20 protein-coding genes are annotated in these 23,742 nt (G+C 43.1%); 12 read left to right on the forward strand and 8 right to left on the reverse strand.

The features are described from left to right. Positions 1–75 precede the first annotated feature (75 nt). Positions 76–585, reverse strand: coding sequence for a ribonuclease E activity regulator RraA (gene rraA / locus N475_RS22120; RefSeq protein WP_063356892.1), 510 nt, complete (start codon positions 583–585; stop codon positions 76–78). Between the two features lie 157 nt (positions 586–742). Here rraA and N475_RS22125 point away from each other — a divergent pair, with 157 nt between their 5' ends. The 3 genes from N475_RS22125 (at position 743) to N475_RS22135 (ending at position 4,298) form a co-directional block, all read left to right on the forward strand. Further along, complete coding sequence (locus N475_RS22125) at positions 743–1,267, forward strand: phosphatase PAP2 family protein (protein ID WP_063365975.1); 525 nt, start codon at positions 743–745, stop codon at positions 1,265–1,267. Further along, entirely contained in the window at positions 1,264–2,310 is a 1,047-nt protein-coding gene (locus N475_RS22130; protein ID WP_063365976.1) for an MJ1255/VC2487 family glycosyltransferase, read from the forward strand. Before N475_RS22125 ends, N475_RS22130 begins: the two co-directional genes overlap by 4 nt. 107 nt (positions 2,311–2,417) lie before the next feature. Then, complete coding sequence (locus N475_RS22135; protein ID WP_063356889.1) at positions 2,418–4,298, forward strand: methyl-accepting chemotaxis protein; 1,881 nt, start codon at positions 2,418–2,420, stop codon at positions 4,296–4,298. 114 nt (positions 4,299–4,412) lie between these two features. Here the strand turns inward: N475_RS22135 and N475_RS22140 are convergent, their stop codons facing one another. The 5 genes from N475_RS22140 to priA all read right to left on the reverse strand — a co-directional run bounded on the left by N475_RS22140 (position 4,413) and on the right by priA (position 9,472). Continuing rightward, positions 4,413–4,787: a gamma-butyrobetaine hydroxylase family protein gene (locus N475_RS22140; protein ID WP_063356888.1), complete on the reverse strand. Its 375-nt coding sequence runs from the start codon at positions 4,785–4,787 to the stop codon at positions 4,413–4,415. A 36-nt stretch (positions 4,788–4,823) separates the two neighbouring features. Next, positions 4,824–6,152: an ATP-dependent protease ATPase subunit HslU gene (hslU, locus tag N475_RS22145; RefSeq protein ID WP_063356887.1), complete on the reverse strand. Its 1,329-nt coding sequence runs from the start codon at positions 6,150–6,152 to the stop codon at positions 4,824–4,826. 11 nt (positions 6,153–6,163) lie between these two features. Continuing rightward, on the reverse strand, positions 6,164–6,682 hold the full coding sequence (gene hslV, locus N475_RS22150) for an ATP-dependent protease subunit HslV (protein WP_010386191.1): 519 nt from the start codon (positions 6,680–6,682) through the stop codon (positions 6,164–6,166). A gap of 75 nt (positions 6,683–6,757) precedes the next feature. After that, complete coding sequence (locus N475_RS22155) at positions 6,758–7,294, reverse strand: SPOR domain-containing protein (RefSeq protein ID WP_063356886.1); 537 nt, start codon at positions 7,292–7,294, stop codon at positions 6,758–6,760. A gap of 6 nt (positions 7,295–7,300) precedes the next feature. Beyond that, positions 7,301–9,472: a primosomal protein N' gene (priA, locus tag N475_RS22160; protein ID WP_063365977.1), complete on the reverse strand. Its 2,172-nt coding sequence runs from the start codon at positions 9,470–9,472 to the stop codon at positions 7,301–7,303. A 256-nt stretch (positions 9,473–9,728) separates the two neighbouring features. Between priA and rpmE the strand changes: the two genes are divergently transcribed. Both rpmE and N475_RS22170 read left to right on the forward strand, forming a co-directional pair. Next, positions 9,729–9,944, forward strand: coding sequence for a 50S ribosomal protein L31 (rpmE, locus tag N475_RS22165; RefSeq protein ID WP_023398433.1), 216 nt, complete (start codon positions 9,729–9,731; stop codon positions 9,942–9,944). Between the two features lie 603 nt (positions 9,945–10,547). Beyond that, positions 10,548–11,789 carry a malic enzyme-like NAD(P)-binding protein gene (locus N475_RS22170; RefSeq protein WP_063356884.1) on the forward strand — a complete coding sequence of 414 codons (1,242 nt, stop codon included), beginning with the start codon at positions 10,548–10,550 and terminating at the stop codon, positions 11,787–11,789. A 60-nt stretch (positions 11,790–11,849) separates the two neighbouring features. On the opposite strand, the gene metJ is transcribed toward N475_RS22170, so the two are convergent. Continuing rightward, positions 11,850–12,170 (reverse strand): met regulon transcriptional regulator MetJ, encoded by a 321-nt coding sequence (gene metJ, locus N475_RS22175; protein WP_063356883.1) that lies wholly within the window; start codon positions 12,168–12,170, stop codon positions 11,850–11,852. Between the two features lie 331 nt (positions 12,171–12,501). Here metJ and metB point away from each other — a divergent pair, with 331 nt between their 5' ends. Together metB and metL are read left to right on the forward strand one after the other, a co-directional pair. Next, complete coding sequence (gene metB, locus N475_RS22180; protein WP_063365978.1) at positions 12,502–13,725, forward strand: cystathionine gamma-synthase; 1,224 nt, start codon at positions 12,502–12,504, stop codon at positions 13,723–13,725. 5 nt (positions 13,726–13,730) lie between these two features. Further along, on the forward strand, positions 13,731–16,079 hold the full coding sequence (gene metL, locus N475_RS22185) for a bifunctional aspartate kinase/homoserine dehydrogenase II (protein WP_063356881.1): 2,349 nt from the start codon (positions 13,731–13,733) through the stop codon (positions 16,077–16,079). A gap of 91 nt (positions 16,080–16,170) precedes the next feature. Here metL and N475_RS22190 read toward each other — a convergent pair whose 3' ends face one another. Continuing rightward, complete coding sequence (locus N475_RS22190; protein ID WP_063365979.1) at positions 16,171–18,618, reverse strand: penicillin-binding protein 1A; 2,448 nt, start codon at positions 18,616–18,618, stop codon at positions 16,171–16,173. A gap of 226 nt (positions 18,619–18,844) precedes the next feature. Here N475_RS22190 and N475_RS22195 point away from each other — a divergent pair, with 226 nt between their 5' ends. Genes N475_RS22195 through N475_RS22215 form a run of 5 tightly spaced genes read left to right on the forward strand, consistent with a single transcriptional unit; the run spans position 18,845 to position 23,701 of the window. Further along, on the forward strand, positions 18,845–19,924 hold the full coding sequence (locus N475_RS22195) for a pilus assembly protein PilM (RefSeq protein ID WP_063356879.1): 1,080 nt from the start codon (positions 18,845–18,847) through the stop codon (positions 19,922–19,924). Beyond that, positions 19,912–20,514 (forward strand): PilN domain-containing protein, encoded by a 603-nt coding sequence (locus N475_RS22200; RefSeq protein ID WP_063356878.1) that lies wholly within the window; start codon positions 19,912–19,914, stop codon positions 20,512–20,514. Before N475_RS22195 ends, N475_RS22200 begins: the two co-directional genes overlap by 13 nt. After that, positions 20,511–21,116 (forward strand): type IV pilus inner membrane component PilO, encoded by a 606-nt coding sequence (locus N475_RS22205; RefSeq protein ID WP_063356877.1) that lies wholly within the window; start codon positions 20,511–20,513, stop codon positions 21,114–21,116. Before N475_RS22200 ends, N475_RS22205 begins: the two co-directional genes overlap by 4 nt. After that, complete coding sequence (locus N475_RS22210) at positions 21,113–21,649, forward strand: pilus assembly protein PilP (RefSeq protein ID WP_063356876.1); 537 nt, start codon at positions 21,113–21,115, stop codon at positions 21,647–21,649. Before N475_RS22205 ends, N475_RS22210 begins: the two co-directional genes overlap by 4 nt. Before the next feature lie 18 nt (positions 21,650–21,667). After that, positions 21,668–23,701, forward strand: a complete 2,034-nt coding sequence (locus tag N475_RS22215) for a type IV pilus secretin PilQ (RefSeq protein WP_063365980.1) — start codon at positions 21,668–21,670, stop codon at positions 23,699–23,701. Positions 23,702–23,742: the final 41 nt, after the last annotated feature.

The raw sequence follows: 23,742 nt of genomic DNA on the forward strand, positions 1-23,742 counted from the left end.
TTTTTAATGCAGGTAATTCTATAGAAGATAGCAGAGCTGTTCTCATTTTGAGTAACAGCTCAGGTTTGTTATGTATTATTCATCAGCAGGGTTGTCATCTACTTCAAGTAGCAGTTCCTCTGCGGAAATGATAATGCCGGTTGAATCAGCATATAGGAAGTCATCGTCAAAGAAAGAGACGCCTGCAAAGTTCACAGGGACACCTTGCTCACCTGCGCCTTCACTATCAGCGGCAACGGGGATCGAGGCGATAGCTTGAATACCTAACTCGCATTCTTCCAACTCTTCTACATGGCGCACGGCACCATAGACAACAATACCTTGCCAATTATTATCAGTTGCTAATTCAGCGAGGTCGATATCGATTAAAGCACGTCTAGTCGAACCACCGCCATCGACCAATAGCACTCTGCCCGTACCATCTTGTTGTAGTACTTCAGCAATCATTTCATTGTTTTCGAAGCATTTAACGGTTTTTACTCGACCACTAAAGGCGCTTTGACCGCCAAAGTTAATGAACATAGGCTCAAGTACGTCAATGGCATCGGCGAAGTGATCGCACAGATCAGAAGTGCTGTAATCCATCATAGTATCCTCAGAGAATGGCTAAACTGTTGTCAGTATACTCCCATTGAGAAGCTGCGCAATGCTTTGAATCAACTTACATAATTGTGTAACAAAAATGTCGTGTGATTGTTATTAAGCTCTTCTATGCTGAATTTGTGAACAAATGTAAGCAACTATGATGAAAGCACAAATAATTAAGCTGGATACGGCGCTTTACTTTGCACTTTACAAGCCGAAGCGAGGACCATGGTTTAAGTGGTTAATGTTGATGTTATCTAAAAGTGGCAATGGAGGGCTATACGTGGTCCTTGCGCTGCTTAACGGATACTTTATGGGAAAAGTAGGTGTCACTTTCTTTCAAACGGTACTGTTGGCATTTGCCATTGAGCGGCCTTTGTATTTTGTTTTGAAAAATCACTTTGCCAGAGTGAGGCCATGTGACTGTTTGGCTGTGAAGGCCATGCTCACACCCAGTGATAAGTTTAGTTTGCCCTCAGGACACAGTGCAGGCGCATGGCTATATGCAACCTGCTTAATGGAAGTGTACCCGGTATTGACTATTCCACTCATTGTATGGGCAATGGGGGTGTCTTTGTCGCGGGTGTTGGTGGGAGTCCATTATCCAATTGATGTGATTATAGGGGCGTTGATGGGCAGCGGGTGTGCTGTGTTGGCAATTGGAATTTTAGGAGAGTTATGAAAATATTATACGGTATCCAGGGAACAGGGAATGGCCACATTACACGTGCACGTGTAATGGCTGAATGTTTCAAGAGCATGAATATCGAAGTAGACTATTTATTTTCTGGTCGTCCAGCAGATCAGTACTTTGATATGGATGTCTTTGGCGAGTTTCAAACGCGCACAGGTATGAGTTTTATCACAAAAAGTGGCCGATTAAACTATCGTGAAACCGCAAAGCAGTTAAAATTGGGGACGTTTGTTCGTGACGTAAAATCATTAAACATCAAACGCTATGATATGGTATTTAATGACTTCGAACCAATATCTGCATGGGCTGCTAAATTGGCTAAGGTTCCTGTTGTTGCGATGAGTCATCAAGCCGCTTTTTTATCCCCAGAAGTTCCCTTGTTTGGTGCCGGTGCAATGCAGCGTGCACTCATTCGCTGGTTTGCCCCAGCAGATGTCTTTTTAGGGGTTCATTGGCAGCCATTTGCAAAGAACATCGTACCGCCATTCATTGCATATCATGGTGCCCATCAAGCATCCATTCCAAATAAAGTTCTGGTGTACCTGCCTTTTGAGGACCTTAATAGTATTGTGGAGCTGCTGGGAGATTTTCCAGATAGGGAGTTTTATTGCTATCACCCGGATGCGATGGATCAGTCAATCAATCATATTCATTTACGTGCCCCTTCAAGGCAAGGCTTTTTAGAGGACTTGGCCAGTGCCTCTGGGGTGGTTGCTAATGCTGGTTTTGAACTGTCGAGTGAAGCGCTTAAATACGGTAAGAAGTTATTGTTAAAGCCACTGCAAGGACAGTTTGAGCAGCAGAGCAATGCGTTGACACTTGAGTCGCTGGGACTTGCAAATGTTATGAACTACCTAAATTCAGAAGCATTGGCGGAATGGTTGGAATATCCAGAGGGGCAGGTCATTGATTTTCCATCGGATGCAACGCCTTTAGCAAATTGGTTAGCAAAAGGACAATGGCAAGATTACAGTGCACTTCACGATAGTTTATGGCATCCGATCCTTGAAAATAGGAACAAAGTTGCATGATAGATGAGCATTTTGAAAAAAAATTGCTTAAAGTTGTAGATTGAATTTCGACGCAAGGTGAGTTTGGCTATACTATATTGCAGGTTCTGTAATAATTAGGTAACTGTATGGCTCTACTTGAAAATCTCACCATTAAAAGGCGTTTGCAGATAAACGCGGTAGTTGTGGGTGTAGCATTGCTTGTGATGTTGGCGGTGATAATCATCGAAGCCAATACAATGCGCCGCTTAAATGAAACAATTCAATATGCTGAAGAGCTGGATGTTCACGAACTCTCAATGCGCAAATATGAAAAGAACTTTTTGTTCTATAAAGATATTGAAGCGCTAGAAAAGTTTGAAAACGAATATCGTCAGTTGCAAACTAAGAAAGCATTGTTAAACGAGATCTTTGTCGAGTTTAATATAGACCGATCGCAGCTAGGGCAGTTTGATGAGTTGGTTAAGCAATACCACCAATCATTTAATCATGTTGTCTCGCTGCAAAGAACGATTGGTTTACATCCAAAAGATGCACTGTATGGTGAACTTCGTAAAGCCGTTCATGGCGTGGAAACTCTGCTTAAACAAAAAGAAGACTATAAGCTGCTAACAACGATGCTACAGCTTCGTAGAGCAGAAAAAGACTTTATGCTCCGCCTAGATACAAAGTATCTTGGTAAATTCAATAAACATATTGAGACCTTTGAGGCGCAAATTAGAGAGTCTTCTCACAGTAATAGCTACCAACAAGAATTAATTAGCCTACTTAATGTGTATCAAAGTAAGTTTAAAGGCTTGATTGATACGCAAGTAGCACTAGGTGTAGATCTTGACAGTGGTGCACTAGGTGAGATGAAGCGAATTGTACAGCAAAGTGATGCTGTGGTTGTTGCGATTGTCGAACAGACCAAGCAAGAAATTAATAATAACGCGGAATTTGCAAAATTTGTCGCGATTGTGATTTTCATTGTCGCGGGTGTCATTGTGATGTTTTTAGTCTGGTCCACTAGCCGCTCCATTATTCGCCCTGTTGAACGCGTATATCAAACCATTGAACGCATTAGAAGGGAGAACAATTTAGGTATTTTCATTGAGCAAACCGGGAATGATGAAATCACGGTGATGACCCGTGACTTCAATAGTCTGATCGGTGATTTTAAAGAGCTGATTTCCGATGTTAATCGTGCATTAGTGACCATCAATGATGCCACAGACCATTTATCGCAAACTACGGCGCAAACCAGTGCTGGTATGAATGAGCAGCTTCACGAAGCGGATATGGTGGCAACGGCTGCAACAGAAATGCAGGCGACGATACAGGATATTTCACACAATACGGAAGCGGCTGCGCAAAAAGCCGAATCAACCAATAACAATGCTCAACAAGGTCGCAGCGAAGTGACTTCAACCATCGACCATATTATGGCGTTATCGCACTCGTTAAGTGGCGCATCCGAAGTGGTCGGTCAGTTAGAGCGTGATGGTGAAACAATCGGCTCGGTATTGGATGTTATTCGCGGCATTGCTGAGCAAACTAACTTACTCGCGCTCAATGCGGCAATCGAAGCGGCACGTGCTGGCGAGCAAGGGCGAGGCTTTGCAGTTGTGGCAGATGAAGTGCGTTCATTAGCTCAGCGTACTCAGGACTCTACTCAAGAGATAGAAAGTATTATTTCGACGTTACAGCAGCGTACTCAAGATGTGGTAAGCATCATGGAAGAGTGTCGTGGTCAAAGTAATGAGAGTGTTGAACAGGCCGAAAGAGCCGGTGAACTCTTAGGCTTGATAACGGAAGATGTACAAAATATCATGGATATGAGTACCCACATTGCAACAGCCATTGATGAGCAAAACCAAGTGGCGTCTGAAGTGAATAAAAATGTTGTGAAAATCAGGGACATCGCTCAGGGGGCGTCTGAGCACGCAGCATCTAATGCGCAAAGCAGTGAAGAGCTTTCGGAACAGGCTAGAGCACTGCATATGGCCATTGACAAGTACAAAGTCTAAAATTCCAGCCAGTGCCTAAAGTAACCGTTTTAGGCACTTTACTCTTTTATCCAGCCAAAGTGCTATTCACATTTCAGGTGTCAGCGCGCAATAATTTATCTTGGTCTAGTGTTGTTAAGGAATAAACTTAATCGGAACGCTGTTTTTACTTTGATGGTGTGCTTCAACTCTTTGTTGATAGGCACTCCATAATGATGCGTGTTCTGTACAGAGCTTTCGTAAGTATTGCCAACTAAACAGTCCAGAATTGTGACCATCGTCAAAACAAAGTCGAACCGCATAGTGGCCAACAGGCTCTAACTGAGAGATCTGCACATCTTGCTTATTTAGGACTAGCTGTTGCTGTGAAGGGCCATGGCCTTGCACTTCTGCCGAGGGAGAGTGGGTACGCAAAAACTCACTACTTAATGCAACGACTAAGTCGTCGTCAAAGTGAATGTCGAGCATTTTGCTGATACGGTGATAATGTAATTTTGTGACTTGATACATAAAAGTAAGGCCAGCTTGTGCTGGCCCTTTCCTCAGTTAAAGAATGAAGCGACTGAGATCTTCATCTTGTACTAATACATCTAAATGCTGTTCAACGTATTTCGCATCGATTGTGAGCGACTGACCAGCTTTGTCTGAAGCATCGTAAGAGATTTCTTCCATCAGTTTTTCCATTACAGTATGCAGACGTCTAGCACCGATATTTTCGGTTTTTTCGTTTACTTGCCAAGCTGCTTCAGCAATGCGTTCAATGGCGTCATCAGTGAACTCAACAGATACCTGTTCAGTGTGCAGTAATGCCTGTTGTTGCTCTGTCAAAGAAGCGTGAGGCTCGGTTAAAATACGCTTAAAGTCTTTTGCAGTTAGCGCTTCTAGTTCAACGCGGATTGGTAAGCGGCCTTGTAGTTCAGGGATCAGATCAGATGGTTTTGCCATCTGGAACGCACCGGAAGCAATGAACAGAATGTGATCTGTTTTTACCATACCATGCTTGGTACTTACCGTTGAGCCTTCGATTAATGGGAGTAAGTCGCGTTGTACGCCTTCTCGGCTTACATCTGGACCGGACGCTTCGCCACGCTTACAAATCTTGTCAATTTCATCAACAAAAACAATACCGTTTTGCTCTACAGCAAAAATGGCTTGCTCTTTAAGTTCTTCCGGGTTGACTAACTTCGCAGCTTCTTCTTCGATCAGCAGTTTAAATGCTTCTTTAATCTTTAGCTTACGGTTTTTCTTTTTGTCGCCAGATAGGTTTTGGAACATCCCCTGAAGTTGGTTGGTCATTTCTTCCATACCAGGAGGAGCCATAATTTCAACTTGGGGTGATGTTTCAGCGATATCAATATCGATTTCTTTGTCGTCTAATTGACCTTCTCGCAGTTTTTTACGGAAAACTTGGCGAGTAGAGCTGTTTTCTGCGGGTTGTGCTTCGCCCCAGGCGTCTTTTGCTGGTGGCAGCAACGCATCTAAAATACGTTCTTCAGCAGCTTCTTCTGCACGGTGTTTGTGCTTTTTAGTCTGCTGCTCACGAGTCATTTTGAAAGACACTTCAACCAAATCGCGAATAATCGTTTCAACTTCTTTGCCGACATAACCTACTTCAGTAAATTTGGTTGCCTCGACTTTGATAAAAGGTGCATTAGCCAATTTTGCTAGTCGACGTGCGATCTCAGTTTTACCAACACCAGTTGGACCTATCATTAAGATGTTTTTAGGTGTTACCTCAGCACGTAAATCGTCGTTTAATTGCATGCGTCGCCAGCGGTTTCTAAGTGCAATTGCAACCGCTTTCTTAGCCTTGTCCTGACCAATAATGTGTTGGTCTAACTCATGAACGATTTCTCTAGGTGTCATTGCTGTCATGGATTTTCCTATTACAATTCTTCGATGGTCTGGAAGTTGTTTGTGAATACACAGATATCACCCGCAATCTTTAAGCTTTTCTCGACAATTTCGCGCGCACTAAGATCGGTGTTTTCAATGAGCGCTGTCGCAGCAGCTTGAGCGAAGTTGCCGCCACTGCCGATAGCAATAAGGTCGTGCTCAGGCTGAACAACATCACCGTTACCAGTGATAATTAATGACGCGGTTTCATCAGCCACGGCTAGTAAAGCCTCTAACTTTCGTAGTGCGCGATCTGTGCGCCAGTCTTTGGCCATTTCGACTGCCGCTCGAGTAAGGTGGCCTTGGTGCATTTCTAATTTAGTTTCAAAACGTTCAAACAGTGTAAATGCATCGGCAGTGCCACCAGCAAAGCCCGCTAGTACTTTACCGTTGTATAGGCGACGCACTTTTTTGGCATTGCCTTTCATCACCGTATTGCCAAGAGAAACTTGGCCGTCACCGCCGATAACAACTTTGTCACCGCGACGAACGCTTACGATAGTAGTCATAGTATTCCTTAAAAGAGGCCTTTGCCTCGGATAATTATATCAATAAATGCATAGATGAGGGCGGCTGTGCTAATTTCAAGTCCAACCCCAAATTCCACAATCGACAATTTTGATACGCTTTAGACGGTTCTTATCGCTTTCTGCTGCACGCTTTTTATCGTATGGACCCAGACGCACTCGGTACCAGACCCCATTGCTGCCTTCTGTTCTACGGATCTCGGAAATGAGTCCCGCAAAGGCAATGCGAGCTTTGCGTTTTTCAGCTTGCTCATAGGTCCTAAATGAGCCACATTGCATCTGAAAAGGACCTTTAGATTTTATTTCTCTTACTTCTGCATTTACAGTAGCTTGTTCCATATCTTTGATAAATGGAGGAGGCCTTGGCAATGCTTTCTTTTCTTCAGCAGGCGCTTCTATTTTTGCTGGCTGTTGAGCTTGCTGTACTTTCACTGGGTCAGCATTCTGTTTGATGTACCAAAGTCCATAAGCAAACCCGCCAATCAGCAGTAACGCGAAAACAGCGAGAACTGTAGGGAAAGGCTTTTGAGCTGTGGGTTGCTTCTTCTTCTGCCCTTTTTTTGGAGTTTTATTTATATAATCGTGTTGTGCCATAATAGTTTAAAAGGTATCCATCGGATCCACATCAATATTCCAACGTACTCTCGTTGCTAGCTTGTGACTGCCAATATAATCCTTAAGCTGCATTAGATATTGATGCAAAGTATTACGTTGTGTTGCCTGTATATGTAGTTGATAGCGATATTTTCCTGCCAAACGCTCCATTGGGGCAGGAATTGGCCCAAGCAATTGTATACCAGAGAATGGCTGTGCAGGAACCAGATCCGATAAAAATGTCATAACTAAATGTGCGGATGTGGCTTCTACTCGGACTATTGCCAGATGCGCATAAGGAGGAAGTTGTACTTCTTGCCTTTCTGTTAAGGCATAGCGGGCAAAATCTTGATAGCCATTGTTCACCAGATCTTGTAGTAGAGGATGTTCAGGGAAGTGAGTCTGTAGCAATACTGTGCCCGGTTCGCCACTTCTACCTGCGCGTCCCGCAACTTGTGTGACTAACTGTGCCATGTGCTCAGTTGCTCTAAAGTCGCACGAGTACAAACCACTGTCGACATCGAGAATAATTACCAGCGATACATCTGGAAAGTGGTGTCCTTTGGCAAGCATTTGCGTACCAATGAGGATCTGTGCACCGCCTTGATGAATGCGCTCTAATGCACTTTCTAGGCTGCCTTTTCGACGAGTTGAATCTCTGTCGATACGGCAGACAGGGATATCAGGAAATTCGGTCGTCAAAAATTCTTCCAACTGCTCAGTGCCAAGGCCTGTTGGCATGATCTGCGTGCTACCGCAGTCTGGGCACTGATGTGGCACAAATTGCTGCTCACCACAGTGATGGCACACCAGGCGTTGCATGTTTTTGTGATAAGTTGCGCTAGTGCTGCATCGCTCACAGTCACTTATCCAGCTGCATTCGTGACAAATCAAAGTCGGGGCAAAGCCGCGACGATTGAGAAACACCATAGCCTGCTTACCAAGTGCTAATGTTCGTTTGATAGCTTGTAAACTGCTACTAGCAAAGCCAGCTTGGGTTTGTTGCGCTTTCATATCTATGATATGAAAACTGTTATCTTGGCTGGTTTGTGCGCGCTTACTTAGTGTAATGAGCTGATATTTGTTATCTAGTGCCTTTTTTAGGGTTTCCAAAGCTGGTGTAGCAGTGCCCAATAATAGCGGGATCTGTGACTGATTAGCACGGTAAGCGGCCAAGTCCCTTGCATGGTAGCGCAGACTATCTTGTTGTTTAAAAGAGTGGTCATGTTCTTCGTCTACGATGATCATGGCCAAAGACTGAAAAGGTAAAAAAATACTCGATCGCGTGCCTATAACTAGTGCCGTGGTTGCTTGTTGAGCTCGACGCCAAGTATGAAGTCGTTCATTATCCGTCAGGTTAGAGTGCCACAAATCAATTGGTAAACCTGGAAAGCGTCGTTTAAAGCGATTAACCGTTTGCGGTGTAAGGCCTATTTCTGGCACTAATACTAAAGCCTGTTTCCCAGCTGCAAGTACTTTTTCAAGACACTGTAAGTAAACCTCTGTTTTGCCGCTTCCCGTGACACCCTCAATTAAAAAAGTACGAAACCCTTGGTTATGGTTGATTGCACTGCATGCAGTTGCTTGCTCTGGATTGAGCGTTGGTTTGTTGCCAATTTGCAATGGTGTAGATTGCCAAGAGGTATCTTGTCGTAATTCTTCACGGATAAGCTGCTTCTCTAACAGTGATTTTATTTGCGCTTGGCTGAAACCTAAGGTCTTTAATTCTGTGCCTGTTGCATCTCCTGCACTGCGCAATTGTTCCAACAGAGCAAGTTGCTTTTTCGCACGCAGTTGTGTTGTTGTACGTCCTGATTCTGTGAGGGTCAAAATTGGCGTTTGAGTTTTGTCGATATCTTCACCATCTCTCAGCGCGCCAGGCAAAGCAGTGAATAACGTATCACCAAATGGATAGCAATAGTATTGGCTGGCAAAGCGTAAAAATGCCAAGTGTGATTTGCTAAGGACTGGCATTTCATCGATTACGGATTCTATTGCTTTGACCTTATCCTTTGGCACATCACTGTGCTCTTTTAGCTCTGTCACCACGGCAACACAACGGCGGTTGGCAAACTTAACCCATACTCGGCCACCTACGCATGGGGCCTGACAAGTATCATAGGTATAATCGAAAGTTCTATGTAAGGGGACTTTTATTGCGACAGCTGCAAATGGCATTTGTTCTCCAAAGGGTGAGCCGATTGCTGTTGAAAAGACGGTATTGTGGGCTTGAGTATACCTGATCCCTTGAGAGCTTGTATGCGTAAATTACTGGTATTATAAGAGGAGTAAGAAAAATCACTAAATTGGTCAATTTATTGCTTGTAGTTTGAGCATATTCGCCATAAAATACGCGTCCAATTTATTTGTATAACGACGTATGGTGCCAGACTTCGGGTTTGGAGAGCGATACGGCCTTAATTAGAGGTTCCCTATGAAAGAAGGTATTCACCCTAAGTACGAGACGATCTCAGCTACGTGCTCTTGTGGTAACAAATTCGAGACTCGTTCAACACTTTGTAAAGACATTCACCTAGACGTATGTTCTTCTTGTCACCCGTTCTATACTGGTAAGCAGAAGATCCTTGATACTGGTGGTCGTGTTGATCGCTTCAACAAGCGCTTCGGTGCGCTATCTGCTAAGCGTTAATCCACAGCTTAGTAATGCAAAAAAGCACCTACGGGTGCTTTTTTTCGTTATACAACACGTACTTCTTCTTCTTACCTCATATCACATGCTTATTTCTTTCTAAGACTAAATATTATCCCAATTTGGTATTGTATTAAAAAGTTGCCATATTTGTTGTATAGCATATGTATAACTTAACTTCGCAAAGCGAGGGGATTTAGCCTTTGGTTTAGTGGCGTTAAGTGTTTAAATTATTTCTAGTTTTGAATATTTATGCTGTAGTGATTTACTTTTTAATAGGTTAAATTCATTCAAATGTCACTAAATGTCGTTATCTTAAGTTAAAGTGCATTGATATGTAGTTTAATTTTCAATGAGTTGTTTTTGCGTTAACTTTTGCATAATAATTACTCAGAAAGGCGTTTAAGCGGTGTTTTCTGAGTTATTTTATAGGCAAAAAATTGGATGAAAAGTCGCGTAAAAGTCGCTAAATTCTAAAAAATATCCTTAAACAGGATAGACCTGATAGTGCTTGAATTAATTTTCAAAAAGGGTATTGTGAAAGCAGTTAGCGAATTTTTATCTCACTCTCACTATTAACTTCTCGTAGGAAAAAATCGCGTCATGTCAGATTTACGTGAAAAAGCATTACATTACCACGCTCACCCCGTCCCAGGTAAAATCAGTGTTGAGCTTACCAAACCAGCAGAATCAGTAAAAGATCTTGCGCTTGCATATAGCCCAGGTGTTGCAGAGCCCGTACGTGAAATTGCAGCAGATCCTGCTAATGCATACCGTTATACTGGTAAAGGCAACATGGTTGCTGTGATCAGTAACGGCACCGCGATTTTAGGTTTAGGTAACTTAGGCCCCTTGGCTTCTAAGCCAGTGATGGAAGGTAAAGCACTATTGTTTAAACGCTTTGCAGGCTTGGACTCAATCGATATCGAAGTAAAACATCGCACCACAGAAGATTTCATTAATACAGTCGCAAATATTGCCGACACATTTGGTGGTATCAACTTAGAAGATATTAAAGCACCAGAATGTTTTGAAATTGAGAAAGCCTTGATTGAGCGATGTGATGTACCAGTCTTTCATGATGACCAACACGGTACAGCGATTGTAACAGCGGCAGGTATGTTGAATGCGTTGGAAATCCAAGGCAAAGATATTAAAGAAGCAATTATTGTCTGCTTGGGCGCTGGTGCGGCAGCGATCGCTTGTATGGAATTGCTGATAAAATGTGGTGCGCAACGTGAGCATATATACATGCTTGACCGTAAAGGTGTTATTCATACACGCCGCGATGACTTAAATGAATATAAAACGCTATTTGCAAATAATACAGATAAGCGCACTTTACAAGACGTTATTGCTGAAGCCGATGTGTTCGTAGGCGTATCTGGCCCTGATTTACTATCTCCAGAAGACCTCAAGCTAATGGCTAACAAGCCAGTGGTATTTGCTTGTTCAAACCCAGATCCTGAGATCAGCCCAGAAGTTGCTCATGGTGCACGCGATGATTTGATTATGGCGACAGGTCGTTCAGATTATCCGAATCAGGTTAATAATGTATTGTGCTTCCCGTTTATTTTCCGTGGCGCTTTGGATGTACGAGCTACAGCCATCAATGATGAAATGAAGATTGCTGCTGTTGAAGCGATCCGTAGTATTGCTAAAGAGCCTGTGCCACAAGAAGTATTGGTTGCGGCTGAAGTGGATAGCTTAGAGTTTGGCTCTGAGTATATTATTCCAAAACCTATGGACCCGCGTCTTTTACCTCGTATTGCTAAAGCGGTTGCGCAAGCTGCAATAGATTCGGGCGTTGCACAAATTGATATGCCGGAAAATTACATGGCATAATCGTCCCCCACGAAAAAGCCTCACACAGTGAGGCTTTTTTGGTTTTATGACGAAGGTTTTTTATTCTTCGTTGATCTCTGGAATATCCAAGCCCATTTTTTCCATAATAGTGCGCACTTCGGCTGGGATTTTTTCTGGGTTATCCTTTCTTAAATCTTCATCATTTGGTAAAGGCTGTCCTGTAAAGGCATGTAAAAATGCTTCACACAATAATTCACTGTTAGTCGCGTGGCGTAAGTTATTTACTTGGCGACGAGTCCTTTCATCTGTCAGTACTTTAAGTACGTTCAGAGGAATAGAGACAGTGATTTTTTTCACCTGCTCCGATTTTTTACCGTGTTCTGCATAAGGGTGAACATATTCACCGTTCCATTTAGCCATAATTCTGTACTTGCCTCAGTGTTTACTTGGGATGCAAATAAGACTGTGTTTTTGCACGTGGGGTGTACTGCAGACGGTATAACTAATGTGGCCCAGCTCATTTTAGGTGGCACTTTATACATAAGTGGCAGAACAACACGTCTTTTGCCATATTTGGTCAAAGACTCAGTCTTATTTACATACGAGATCGCTTTGTGGCGAAATTTTATCGGTTTGAAAAAGATAGTCAAATACTAGTTATTTAGCCATGTAGAAGTATAAATGTTTTGACTTCTTTGATTTGTTCATCTAACCTTTTAGACGTCTAAACATCCAAGTATCTAGGTGACCTATGAGCCAAAGCAACAAGTCAACTATCGCAGTTAGAAATGGCATTGATGCCGATAAGCACCATGGCGCAGTTGTGCCGCCTCTTTATCTCTCTACAACCTACTCGTTTGCTGATTTCGATAAAAAGCGAGACTATGATTATGGTCGTAGCGGAAATCCAAATAGAGATATCTTAGCTGATACGCTAATGCAACTAGAAGGTGGTGAAAAAGGCATCATTACGGCCACAGGTATGGCCGCTGTGCATCTAGTTACCCAATTGCTCAATCATGATGATACGTTGGTAATCCCACATGATTGTTATGGCGGCAGCTATCGTTTATTTACATCATTGGAAAAACGAGGCTTATTAAAAGTTGTTGTTTTAGATCTGACTAAACCTGAAAGCTTAGAGCAGATTGCTGAAATAGCGCCGAAAGTAGTCTGGATTGAAACGCCGAGCAACCCTATTTTAAGACTGACTGATATTGAGGCAGTTGTAAAAGCAGCACATGGTTGTGGTGCTTTGGTTGCCGCTGACAACACCTTTTTATCGCCGGCATTGCAAAACCCAATTGCGTTTGGGGTGGATATTGTTGTGCACTCGACCACTAAGTTCATTAATGGTCACTCTGATGTGGTGGGTGGCGCTGTTATTGCTCGGACGAAAGAGCTTGGTGAAGAACTTGCGTGGTGGGCAAATAATATTGGTATTACGGGTTCGCCGTTTGACAGCTATTTAACGCTGCGTGGATTGAGAACTTTGAAAGTGCGTTTAAAACAGCATGAACAAAATGCACTCGCAATTGCAAAGTACCTAGAGGCATCACCTTTTGTGGAGCAGGTTTATTACCCAGGCCTAGCATCTCACCCTCAACATGAATTAGCTAAAAAGCAACAGCATGGCTTTGGTGGTATGGTGAGCTTTGATATTAAAGGTGGCCTTCAAGATTCAGCGGCATTTTTGACCTCTCTGACTCAATTTTCTTTGGCTGAATCTTTGGGTGGTGTTGAAAGCTTAATTTGTCACCCAGCAACCATGACTCATGCGGGCATGGATGCACAGGCACGCTTAGAAGCTGGTGTGGGTGATACGTTAATTCGTATTTCGGTTGGCATCGAAGATGTTGAAGACTTACTCAATGACATTGAGCAAGCATTTAAAAAGATCCAACCGGGTAATCAAGGTGATTCTGACAGCGCGAAAGACTTTAAGCTATCTCCTGCGCATACGGTATTGTGGTAATCAAAATGACAAAAGTAGTACATAAATTTGGTGGTTCGAGCTTAAGCTCAGCCACAAGATATAAAGCGGTCGCAAATATCGTGCTGGGTCACTGTAAAGCAGGGGATTGTGTTGTAGTGTCTGCTGCTGGGAAAACGACTAATACGTTAGTGAAATTGTGGCAGAGCTATGTGCAACAAGATGATAAAGCCTTTAACGACATTCTGTTGCAAGTAGAGAATCACCAACGTCAGTTACTTAGTGAGTTATTCTCTGAAGCGTCAGCTCAGTCTCTGCGCAGTCAGCTACAAGATGAGCTTGTGACCATTGCTAAAGCTGCAAATGCCCGTACATTACATGAGGCGACTTTGCTAGCGCATGGAGAAGTCTGGTCAGCGAGATTATTAGCGCACCTTTTAAATACACTCAATGTGTCAGCTTCAGATGTTGATGCGCGTGGCCTATTTGCACAGCATCAAGGTCAACTGTTACACGCTCAAAACAAACAGGCGTGTTTATCCCAAATCGACACGAGTAAAATTAATGTTGTCACTGGATTTATTGCCGCAGACTGCGACGGTAACACGATTACGCTTGGGCGCAATGGCAGTGACTATAGTGCCACACTGTTAGCAAATTATATCGATGCGGAAGCCGTCTCTATCTGGACAGATACACAGGGTGTATTTAGTACGGATCCTCGTAAAGTTGGCTCTGCTGTGAAATACCCGAAAGTTTGCAGAGTGCAGGCAAATCTACTTGCTCGATTGGGTAACCCAGTATTACATGCTAAGACTTTGTCACCACTCAAAGATACCAATATCAAGTTGCAGGTGCGTAGCAGCTATGAGCCTGAAATTATCGGTACAGAGATTGTTAAGCAGGGTTATAGCAAAGAAAAACGTTTTATTACCACGTTTGAAGAGCTAGATTTAATTCGTGTTGAAGAGTTAGTGAATGGTGAAGTACGTACTTTGAGCCAGCTTATCCAGCACAGCATTCACCATTTCAGCAAAGGCGGTGAAGATTATTTGCTAGTGCCAAGTAATGATACCCATGCCGTCGCTACCCATCTTCAAGGTCGTGGCAACATCGTAGAAACACACTTAAGAGGCGTGGCTCTCGTAGCGCCTGAATATGAGATAACACAACTGAGTCAGCAAGCTGCTGTCGTGCTAGAGCAGCAAGATGTCGTTATACGCTTTACGCACAGCGACAGTAATTATGCTCTTTTCTTAACGGATCAATCTATCGATAGTGATGTACTTGCTATTTTACATGACAAGCTGGTTAACAAAGGCCGTGAAATAGCGGTGATTATTGCGGGTCTTGGCAATGTCGGAGAAGTGTTTGTTGAGCAGTGCCAAGCACAAATTGAGAAATTACAAGCCGCTTTTGATTTAAAAGTGGTTGCGTTATTGCGCTCAAAAGAGATGTTGTTCTGTCCAAGTGGGATCAGTATTAGTAATTGGCAGCAGCAGTGGCGCAGTGAGTCACAACACTATTCGCAAGCGGATTTGTTGGAGCGAATTAGTGAACTAGATTATGAACATAAAGTGATAATTGATATTACAGCCAGTGACGCGTTTAGTGATATGTATCCAAGCTTTGTTGAACAAGACTGTCATTTGATCAGCGCCAATAAGTATGCCGGCACAGCTCCTCGAAACTGGTACGCAAAACTACTTGAGCAATTACAAGAGCGTAATTTGTTCTGGCGATACAACACCAGCGTTGGTGCTGGTCTGCCTATTAATTTTGCATTGGCAGACTTACAAAACAGTGGTGACAAAGTAACACGTATTGAAGGTGTGTTTTCGGGCACATTGTCATGGTTGTGTAGCAGTTATGACGGATCTCAGCCCTTTTCAGATTTGGTCATCAAGGCTCAGCAAATGGGTTATACCGAACCTGACCCTAGAGAGGACTTATCCGGCAGAGATATGCAACGCAAACTATTGATATTGGCTAGAGACTTGGGCCTTGAACTGGATGTAGAAGACATCGAATTAGAGCCTCTCATGCCGACACATTTGGCACAGGGAGATTGGGGCGCGTTTCTTGCCAACAAACAGGATTTGGATGTGTTTTATGCTCAGCGTGCAGAGCAGGCTGCACGTGATGGAAAAGCACTGCGCTATACTGGCGCACTGGATATTGATGAGCACGGTAAAGTGGCTGCAAAAGTCGGTATTGCCTATGTAGAAAGTGGCAGCGCGATTGCAAATTTAACACCTGGCGATAATATTTTCGTCATTACTAGCCAATGGTACCAACAGAATCCACTTGTGATTCAAGGCCCCGGCGCAGGTAAAGAAGTAACAGCTGCAGGGATCCACTCTGATTTGTATTGGCTAACGCAAAATTTAAAATAGCTTGGGAGAGACTCAGCGCTATTAACTGATTTCGAACTTTAAATTTGCCCAATAAAAAAGGCCATGCGATGCATGGCCTTTTTCTTACTCTTTAGAACAACTCTTCTGTTTCAGGAAGAGAGTCCTCAAATGGTGTACTACCACCAGAGTCCAGAACATACTTGGTTGGTACGGTGCCTCGCTCAAAGTATTCGAAGCGACTGGTAAAGTCGTTTTTCTCGCTCAATAGACCTGTTTTTAAATCGATACGCACTGAGACCAAACCAGGCGGTGGATCAATTGGGGCTAGAGGTTCTTCTTTAAGTGCTTGACGCATATACTGCACCCAAGCTGGTTGTGCCGCAGTGGCTCCAGCTTCACCACCAACGATTTGCTGTTTACCCAAATTGCTATTGTATGTCGCTCGACCGAGCGGTTTACTGGCATCATCAAAACCAACCCAAATAGTGGTTAATACATTGCGATTGAATCCAGTGAACCATGTATCGACCGCATTGTTTGTGGTCCCTGTCTTTCCAGCCAAATCTTTACGTTTTAAAGCTTGCGCTCGCCAGCCTGTGCCAGTCCAACCAGTTTTATGGCGCCAGCTGCCACCACCCCAAATCGCGCTCTTGAGCGCATCAGCAACTAAGAAAGCATTTTTCTCAGAGATAATACGGGGGGCACAGATATATGGGTCTGTTTCTAACTCTATCTCATCACACACCCTGAGTGGACTTGCTGTGCCAAGCTCATTGCCAAATGAATCGGTCATGCGCTCGATAAAATAAGGTTCAATTAAATGACCACCATTTGCGAATGCACTCATGCCTCGAGCCATTTCAAGCGGCGTGAGTGCTGCACTGCCTAATGCCAAGGATTCACTGCGTACAACATCTTCGTCTTTGAAGCCAAATTTGAGGATATGATCAGCGGTTTTTTCTAATCCGACACCTCGCATGAGCCGCACAGAGACAACGTTTTTAGATTGCGCCAATGCTCTGCGGATACGAATAGGCCCACTGTATACATCAGGGCTATTTTTAGGGCGCCACGCGATACCAAGGCTTTTATCCCAATGATTTATCGGCGCATCATTGATGATGGTTGCCAATGTATAGTTTGATTCCAAAGCGGCGGAGTAAATGAATGGCTTTATATTAGAGCCAACCTGACGTTTAGCCTGGACAGCTCGATTATATTGGCTCTGTTGAAAACTATAACCACCCACTAAGGCTTTGATTTGGCCACTTTGGGGGTCTAGTGAAACAAGGGCACTAGAAGGCTGAGGTAATTGGCTTAAACGCCATTTTTCATCAACGTTTCTAACCCATATTTGCATACCTGGCTTGATAATTTCAGCTGCGGTTTTAGGCGCTCGGCCTTGACGTTTTTCGTTGATATAGGCCCTTGCCCAATGCATTGCTGACCAGTCAAGGTTAATGGTTTCACCCGTCCTCAGCAGCACCGAGGCGGATTGCTCTTCGACTGCTGTGACTACAGCAGCCTGTAATGGTGCGATAGCTTTGACTTTTTGCAGCCGCGCAACAATTTGTTCTTTTTGCCAAGGAAGTTCATCTTCTTGCCAATATGTCGCTGTGGGACCTCGGAAACCATGGCGCTTGTCATAAGCATGGAGATTATCAATTAGCGCTTGTTGTGCAGCGGCTTGTGTTGCGGAATCAACCGTTGTATACACTCTGAATCCAGAGTTATACGCTGTATCTGTACCATACTTTTCTACCATATAGGCGCGCACCATTTCGGAGATATAGGGTGCATAAAGCTCGATTTCTGCACCGTGGCGCTTGGCTGTGATAGGCGCATTTACGGCATCGTTATATTCTGCTTGAGTAATATATTTCTCAGCCAGCATTCGTCCCAAAACAACATTTCTTCTCGCCTTGGCACGAGTGGGGTTACGGATTGGGTTGAGTGCTGACGGTGCTTTAGGTAGCCCTGCAATCATCGCCATTTGTGGTAACGTTAGTTGACGCAGTTCTTTACCGTAGTAAACCTGTGCTGCTGCGCCAATGCCAAATGAACGATGGCCAAGCTCTATTTTATTCAAATAAAGTTCTAGAATTTCATCTTTGCTAAGTAATCTCTCAATATGTAGCGCGATAAAAATTTCTTTAACCTTACGGATATAGGCCTTTTCTCGGGTTAAGAAAAAGTTTCTAGCCAGCTGCATCGTGATGGTACTGGCACCTTGTTTTTTCTGCCCAGTACTAACTAATACAATAAATGAACGTACAATCCCAATGGGGTCAATTCCAAAGTGATCGTAAAAACGATTATCCTCTGTTGCAAGAAAAGCATTTAAGAGAGGCTCGGGTACATCGGCGATTTGCACGGGAATACGACGCTTCTCACCAAACTGATTGATAAGCTTGCCATCCCGCGTAAATACTTGCATTGGAGTTTGTAGCTGCACGTCTTTTAATACTTTGACGCTGGGGATGTCGGATTTCACATAGAAGTACAAGCCGATTAGAATCAATACGCCAATAAGGCCAAAAACGAAAACAGTCTGTAATAATCTTTTTAATAAATTCACGAATTTATCCCTACTTAGACTCCCAATTGCTATTGGACACTGTTAGTATATCCTGATTAAAAAACGATTAATAACTTTTACGTAAATTCTTCTGCCCGGACAGGTGTTAAAAGATGCACCGAAGTTGTTTGGTAAGTATAATGCATAATACTTAAGGCGTATCAATTGTTAACTTCTAACACGAAACGCCAAGATAACTACTAAATAAGATATTTGGGTTAATTGCATGTTTGATCAAATATTTAAAAAGCACGCACCGTTAATGGTCGGGATCGACATTGGTTCACATTGTATAAAAGCGGTACTTCTCGCAGAGTCCAGTGCAGGTTTCCGAGTTGAAGCGGTTGCAATTGAACCCTTGCCAAAAGGTGCTATGAAAGAGCGTGCAATTCAAGATATCGAAGCGATTGGGCGCGTCATCTCAAAGCTAAAAAAACGCTTACCAAAAGGCTCACACTATGCTTCTGTCGCGGTTTCCGGACAGACAGTAATTACCAAAATGATTTTCATGGATGTATCTTTAACAGATGCTGAATTGGAATCTCAGATTGCCATTGAAGCTGACAGCTTGATCCCGTACCCGTTAGACGAAGTTAGTTTGGATTTTGAAAAACTCTCTGTGAATGAAGCCGACCCATCAAAGGTGAATGTACTTTTATCTGCCGCTCGGACCGAGAGTGTCCAAGCTCGAGTGGGGGCGTTGGAAGAATCAGGCCTCAAAGCGAAGGTTGTGGATGTTGAAAGCTATGCTCTGGCCCGCTCGGTCGACGTTTTATACGAACAACTGCCTTCTGATGCATATGACAAAGTTGTTGCTATTATTGATATCGGAGCCGTTGTTACTCTGATCAGTGTGGTACAGTCGGGTAAAACGCTTTATACGCGAGATCAAGTATTTGGCGGCGAACAGTACACGAATAGCATAGTTGCGTACTACAATAAAACTTTTGATGAAGCTGAACTTGCAAAAACGACAGGAGACTTACCGCCCAACTACACGTTTGAAGTGTTGGCGCCTTTTCAAACCTCTCTGTTACAGCAAATCAGAAGAGCGTTACAGATGTTTATGACGACAAGCGGCCATGATCAGGTTGATTATATCATCCTGACGGGCGGCACCGCTTTGGTAGAAGGGTTGGATCGATTGTTGGTAGATGAATTGGGCGTACACAGTATAATTGGCGATCCATTTGCGAATATGGAAGTTGCGCCTAAAGTCGATAGAAGTGTTTTAAATCGACATCGCTCTCAATTTTCGATAGCCACTGGGTTGGCTTTGAGGAGCTTTTCAACATGCCACATATAAACTTATTGCCCTGGCGTGAGCAACAGCGACAGGCTTCGCAACAAAAGTTTTTAACGATTTTGGCTGTGATTGTGGCAAGCAGTTTGGCTCTTATGTATTTGATGGGCACTTTTTATGATGGCTTGCGTCAAGGGCAGGAAATAAAAAACCGATATTTACAAGGTGAAATCGTCAAGCTAGATAAACGAATTGGCGAGATTGAAGGGCTCAACAAACAAAAAGAAAACTTACAAAGGCGTATACGTTTAATCGAAGTACTGCAAAGTAATCGTAATTTGGGCACTCAAATTATTGATGAAGTGGCTAGGGTGGTACCTGCAGGTGTATATCTAACAAGCTTAGAACGCACTGGCGATATGATTAAAGTGATTGGGCGGAGCGAGTCCAATAACCGCTTATCACAAATGCTACGGGCGGTAGAGTCGTCCTATTTATTAGAACGGCCTGTTATTCAAGGGATTGTAGCAGGCAGTAATGATGACAGGCTTTTGAGTGATTTTATGATGCACTTTTACGTGAAGTCGTTCGAACAAATGGAGCAAGAGCGTCAGCAAGGAGATGACACGCAGTCTGGAGTACCTGCTACATGAAACTGGATGTAAAAGCACTACAAGAAATAGATTGGAATGAAATTGAATTAGACAATATCGGTGAGTGGCCTTTACCAGTTAAAGTATTGTGCTGTGCCATGGTTGTGCTCATCATGCTTATTGTCGGTTACACTATGTTGGTGTCCGCATCTATTGATAGATATGAAGGCGCTGTTAGAAAAGAGCAGGAGTTACGTAAAAGCTATCGTATTAAATATGGTCGGTCTAACAACTTAGAACTATATCGCCAGCAAATGCTCGACATGGAAGATCAGTTTTCTCAGCTTTTACGAAAATTACCAACATCAAATGAAACGCCAGGGTTACTTGATGATTTGACTTACGTTGGTACATCCAGTGGTTTAACTTTTCTCAAAATTGGTTGGTTACCTGAAGTTAAAAAAGAATTTTATACTGAACTGCCAATTAATTTAGAGGTGGTCGGGAGCTATCACGAGTTTGGCGAGTTTGTCAGCAAGGTTGCTCAACTTCCTCGAATTGTTAGTTTGCATGATTTTAGAATTGAAAATGCTGGTAATAACTCACTTGTATTTGGTGTGGTGGCAAAAACATACCGGTATGAGCAAGGGGAAAGCCAATGAAGTGGCTGACGCCAGCGTTAGTGTTAGTATTATTATCTGGGTGTAACGACGACACCGCAGAACAAAAAGAGTATATAGACAAAGTTCAGGCGAGCGCGACGCCATATATAGAGCCGATCCCTGAAATGATGAATTTTGAGCATTTTGCTTATCAGGCTTCTGAATTGCGCAGTCCCTTTGTTGCGCCAGAACCTGAGGTCATTGAAAGCCGCTTGGTGCAGATAAAAAATTGTTTGCACCCAGATCCGGAGAGAGCACGAGACCCGCTAGAAAAATTTCCTTTAGACAATTTGGTAATGAAAGGGATTATCGCTACAAATGCGTCTACTTGGGCCTTGATTAAAGCAGCAGATCAGGGTCTATATAGAATAAAAGAAGGACAGTATATGGGACTTTACCACGGAGAAGTTGTCGGTGTATTTTCCGATAGAGTTGAGTTAATGGAACTCATCCCAGATGGCTCAGGGTGTTGGAAAGAACGTCTTACTACGATAGAAATGCCAGAAGCTGATGAAATTGGCGCGAGCGAATAATAAAAAGGTGAAATGACTATGACGCGCAATCTAGCGAATAGCTTTGCGAAAACGCTTATTGGTGGAGCATTGCTAGGAGCTTCAATGCTCTCACAAGCAATCCCTATGCTATATGATATTCGATACAATCCAGTTCCTTCTGGTGAGACCGAGTTACAGCTGGTATTTGACGAGCAGCTTGATATTGAGCCTCAAGTTCAAGTCTTGAGTGACCCTGCGAGATTAGAGCTGTTTTTTTCTGATGCCGAATTCGAGGAAAGCCTCAAGCAATTAGCGATTAACAAAGCAGGTATCAAGTCGATCAGTAGCTACATGGAAGAAGGGGGCTTCAAAATAAGCATCGCTTTAGAAGCGTTAAAGTTGTACAAAACGACAGTAAAAAACAACTTGGTTTACCTTCAAGTTTCAGATCAGCCGATCCCTGATCCCAGTGCGTCTGCTGACTCTAATCAATATATCAACGGTATTCAAAGTATTGACTTTAAAAGGACTGAAAAGGGGGCCGCGCAAATCCTTGCCTTTTTGAATACTTCACAAAGTGCCATAGATGTACAGCAAGTTGGCGACAAAATTATTGCCGACTTCCATCACATAAGTATTGATGACGATCACTTGTACGAATTAGATGTCACAGATTTTGGTACTGTTGTTAGTAAAATTGAAACATTCAGAGAGGAGAATAAGACTCGTATCGTCATAGAGCCTAATGCAGCGTTCAAGTTTAATTACCAACAACTAGAAAATATCTTTACGCTGACGGTTGAGAAAGACACTAATGAGTTCAGTTTTGGTGGTGAAAAGTCTTACCAAGGGCAACCTATTACTCTGAATTTCCAAGACATTCCTGTGCGCTCTGTATTGCAAATAATTGCTGATACAAATAACTTTAACTTGGTAACCAGTGATTCGGTATCTGGCAACATCACACTTCGTTTAGATGGTGTGCCTTGGGATCAAGCATTAGATGTGGTTTTAAGGGTTAAAGGACTGGATAAACGAATGGAAGGTTCTATTCTAATGGTTGCGCCTTCGGAAGAGTTGAGTGCGCGTGAAGCAAAAGAGCTACAAGCCAGAAAGCAAGTTGAAGAGTTAGAGCCTTTATATACGGAATATATCCAGCTCAATTATGCCAAAGCACAAGAGTTTTCAGATTTGTTGAAAACAGATGTTAACTCTATCATTAGCTTACGCGGTAGTGTGTCCGTTGATGTACGTACAAACACCCTGTTAATCAAAGATACAGCGCGCAGTATTGAAAATGTACGACGTATGGTTGAAAAACTTGATGTACCAGTTAAACAGGTTCGGATAGAGTCTCGTATGGTGACGGTAACGGATAATGTTCAAGAAGACCTTGGTATTCGTTGGGGCTTTAGTGATCAGCAGGGAACAGACGCAATTTCTGGTAATTTGACTGCAACAGAGTTGCTATCTGGTGGCACTATTCCACAGTTATCCGACAGATTGAATGTGAATCTGCCGGTGCAGGGGACAGCAGCCAGTATCGGTATGCATATCGCTAAACTATCTGACGGGACATTAATAGATTTAGAGTTGACGGCACTTGAGCAGGAAAATAAAGGCGAGATTATCGCAACGCCCAGCATAACAACTGCGAATCAAAAAACTGCACGTATAGAGCAGGGTACAGAGATTCCATTTGTAGAGGCAACGTCCAGTGGTGCGGCTTCGGTGGAATTCAAAAAGGCGGTTTTGAGCCTTGAAGTTACTCCACAAATAACACCAGATAATAAAATAATTTTGGATTTAATTATCACTCAAGATACTCGAGGTGATACAGTACAAACCGCAAATGGTCCTGCGGTAGCAATAAACACCCAACAAATACAGACACAAGTATTAGTCGACAATGGGCAAACAGTGGTGCTTGGTGGTATATATCAACAAGAAACCACCAATGCAGTAAGTAAAGTTCCGCTGTTGGGTGATGTGCCTTACTTAGGCATGTTTTTTAGAAACACGAAAGAAATCAATGAAAAGAGAGAGTTATTGATTTTTGTCACACCTAGAATTATGAATGACAATTTATAATGGCGAGAAATTGACAAATAAAGGTGGAATTTGCGCCTTTT

Origin of the sequence: Pseudoalteromonas luteoviolacea DSM 6061, assembly GCF_001625655.1 — a bacterium.
GTDB classification, from domain to species: domain Bacteria; phylum Pseudomonadota; class Gammaproteobacteria; order Enterobacterales; family Alteromonadaceae; genus Pseudoalteromonas; species Pseudoalteromonas luteoviolacea.

Excerpts from the sequence above, each read along its gene's own strand:
- rraA (WP_063356892.1), bottom strand. The coding sequence starts at position 585 with ATGGATTACAGCACTTCTGATCTGTGCGATCACTTCGCCGATGCCATT.
- N475_RS22125 (WP_063365975.1), top strand. The coding sequence starts at position 743 with ATGATGAAAGCACAAATAATTAAGCTGGATACGGCGCTTTACTTTGCA.
- N475_RS22130 (WP_063365976.1), top strand. The coding sequence starts at position 1,264 with ATGAAAATATTATACGGTATCCAGGGAACAGGGAATGGCCACATTACA.
- N475_RS22135 (WP_063356889.1), top strand. The coding sequence starts at position 2,418 with ATGGCTCTACTTGAAAATCTCACCATTAAAAGGCGTTTGCAGATAAAC.
- N475_RS22140 (WP_063356888.1), bottom strand. The coding sequence starts at position 4,787 with ATGTATCAAGTCACAAAATTACATTATCACCGTATCAGCAAAATGCTC.
- hslU (WP_063356887.1), bottom strand. The coding sequence starts at position 6,152 with ATGACAGCAATGACACCTAGAGAAATCGTTCATGAGTTAGACCAACAC.
- hslV (WP_010386191.1), bottom strand. The coding sequence starts at position 6,682 with ATGACTACTATCGTAAGCGTTCGTCGCGGTGACAAAGTTGTTATCGGC.
- N475_RS22155 (WP_063356886.1), bottom strand. The coding sequence starts at position 7,294 with ATGGCACAACACGATTATATAAATAAAACTCCAAAAAAAGGGCAGAAG.
- priA (WP_063365977.1), bottom strand. The coding sequence starts at position 9,472 with ATGCCATTTGCAGCTGTCGCAATAAAAGTCCCCTTACATAGAACTTTC.
- rpmE (WP_023398433.1), top strand. The coding sequence starts at position 9,729 with ATGAAAGAAGGTATTCACCCTAAGTACGAGACGATCTCAGCTACGTGC.
- N475_RS22170 (WP_063356884.1), top strand. The coding sequence starts at position 10,548 with ATGTCAGATTTACGTGAAAAAGCATTACATTACCACGCTCACCCCGTC.
- metJ (WP_063356883.1), bottom strand. The coding sequence starts at position 12,170 with ATGGCTAAATGGAACGGTGAATATGTTCACCCTTATGCAGAACACGGT.
- metB (WP_063365978.1), top strand. The coding sequence starts at position 12,502 with ATGAGCCAAAGCAACAAGTCAACTATCGCAGTTAGAAATGGCATTGAT.
- metL (WP_063356881.1), top strand. The coding sequence starts at position 13,731 with ATGACAAAAGTAGTACATAAATTTGGTGGTTCGAGCTTAAGCTCAGCC.
- N475_RS22195 (WP_063356879.1), top strand. The coding sequence starts at position 18,845 with ATGTTTGATCAAATATTTAAAAAGCACGCACCGTTAATGGTCGGGATC.
- N475_RS22200 (WP_063356878.1), top strand. The coding sequence starts at position 19,912 with ATGCCACATATAAACTTATTGCCCTGGCGTGAGCAACAGCGACAGGCT.
- N475_RS22205 (WP_063356877.1), top strand. The coding sequence starts at position 20,511 with ATGAAACTGGATGTAAAAGCACTACAAGAAATAGATTGGAATGAAATT.
- N475_RS22210 (WP_063356876.1), top strand. The coding sequence starts at position 21,113 with ATGAAGTGGCTGACGCCAGCGTTAGTGTTAGTATTATTATCTGGGTGT.
- N475_RS22215 (WP_063365980.1), top strand. The coding sequence starts at position 21,668 with ATGACGCGCAATCTAGCGAATAGCTTTGCGAAAACGCTTATTGGTGGA.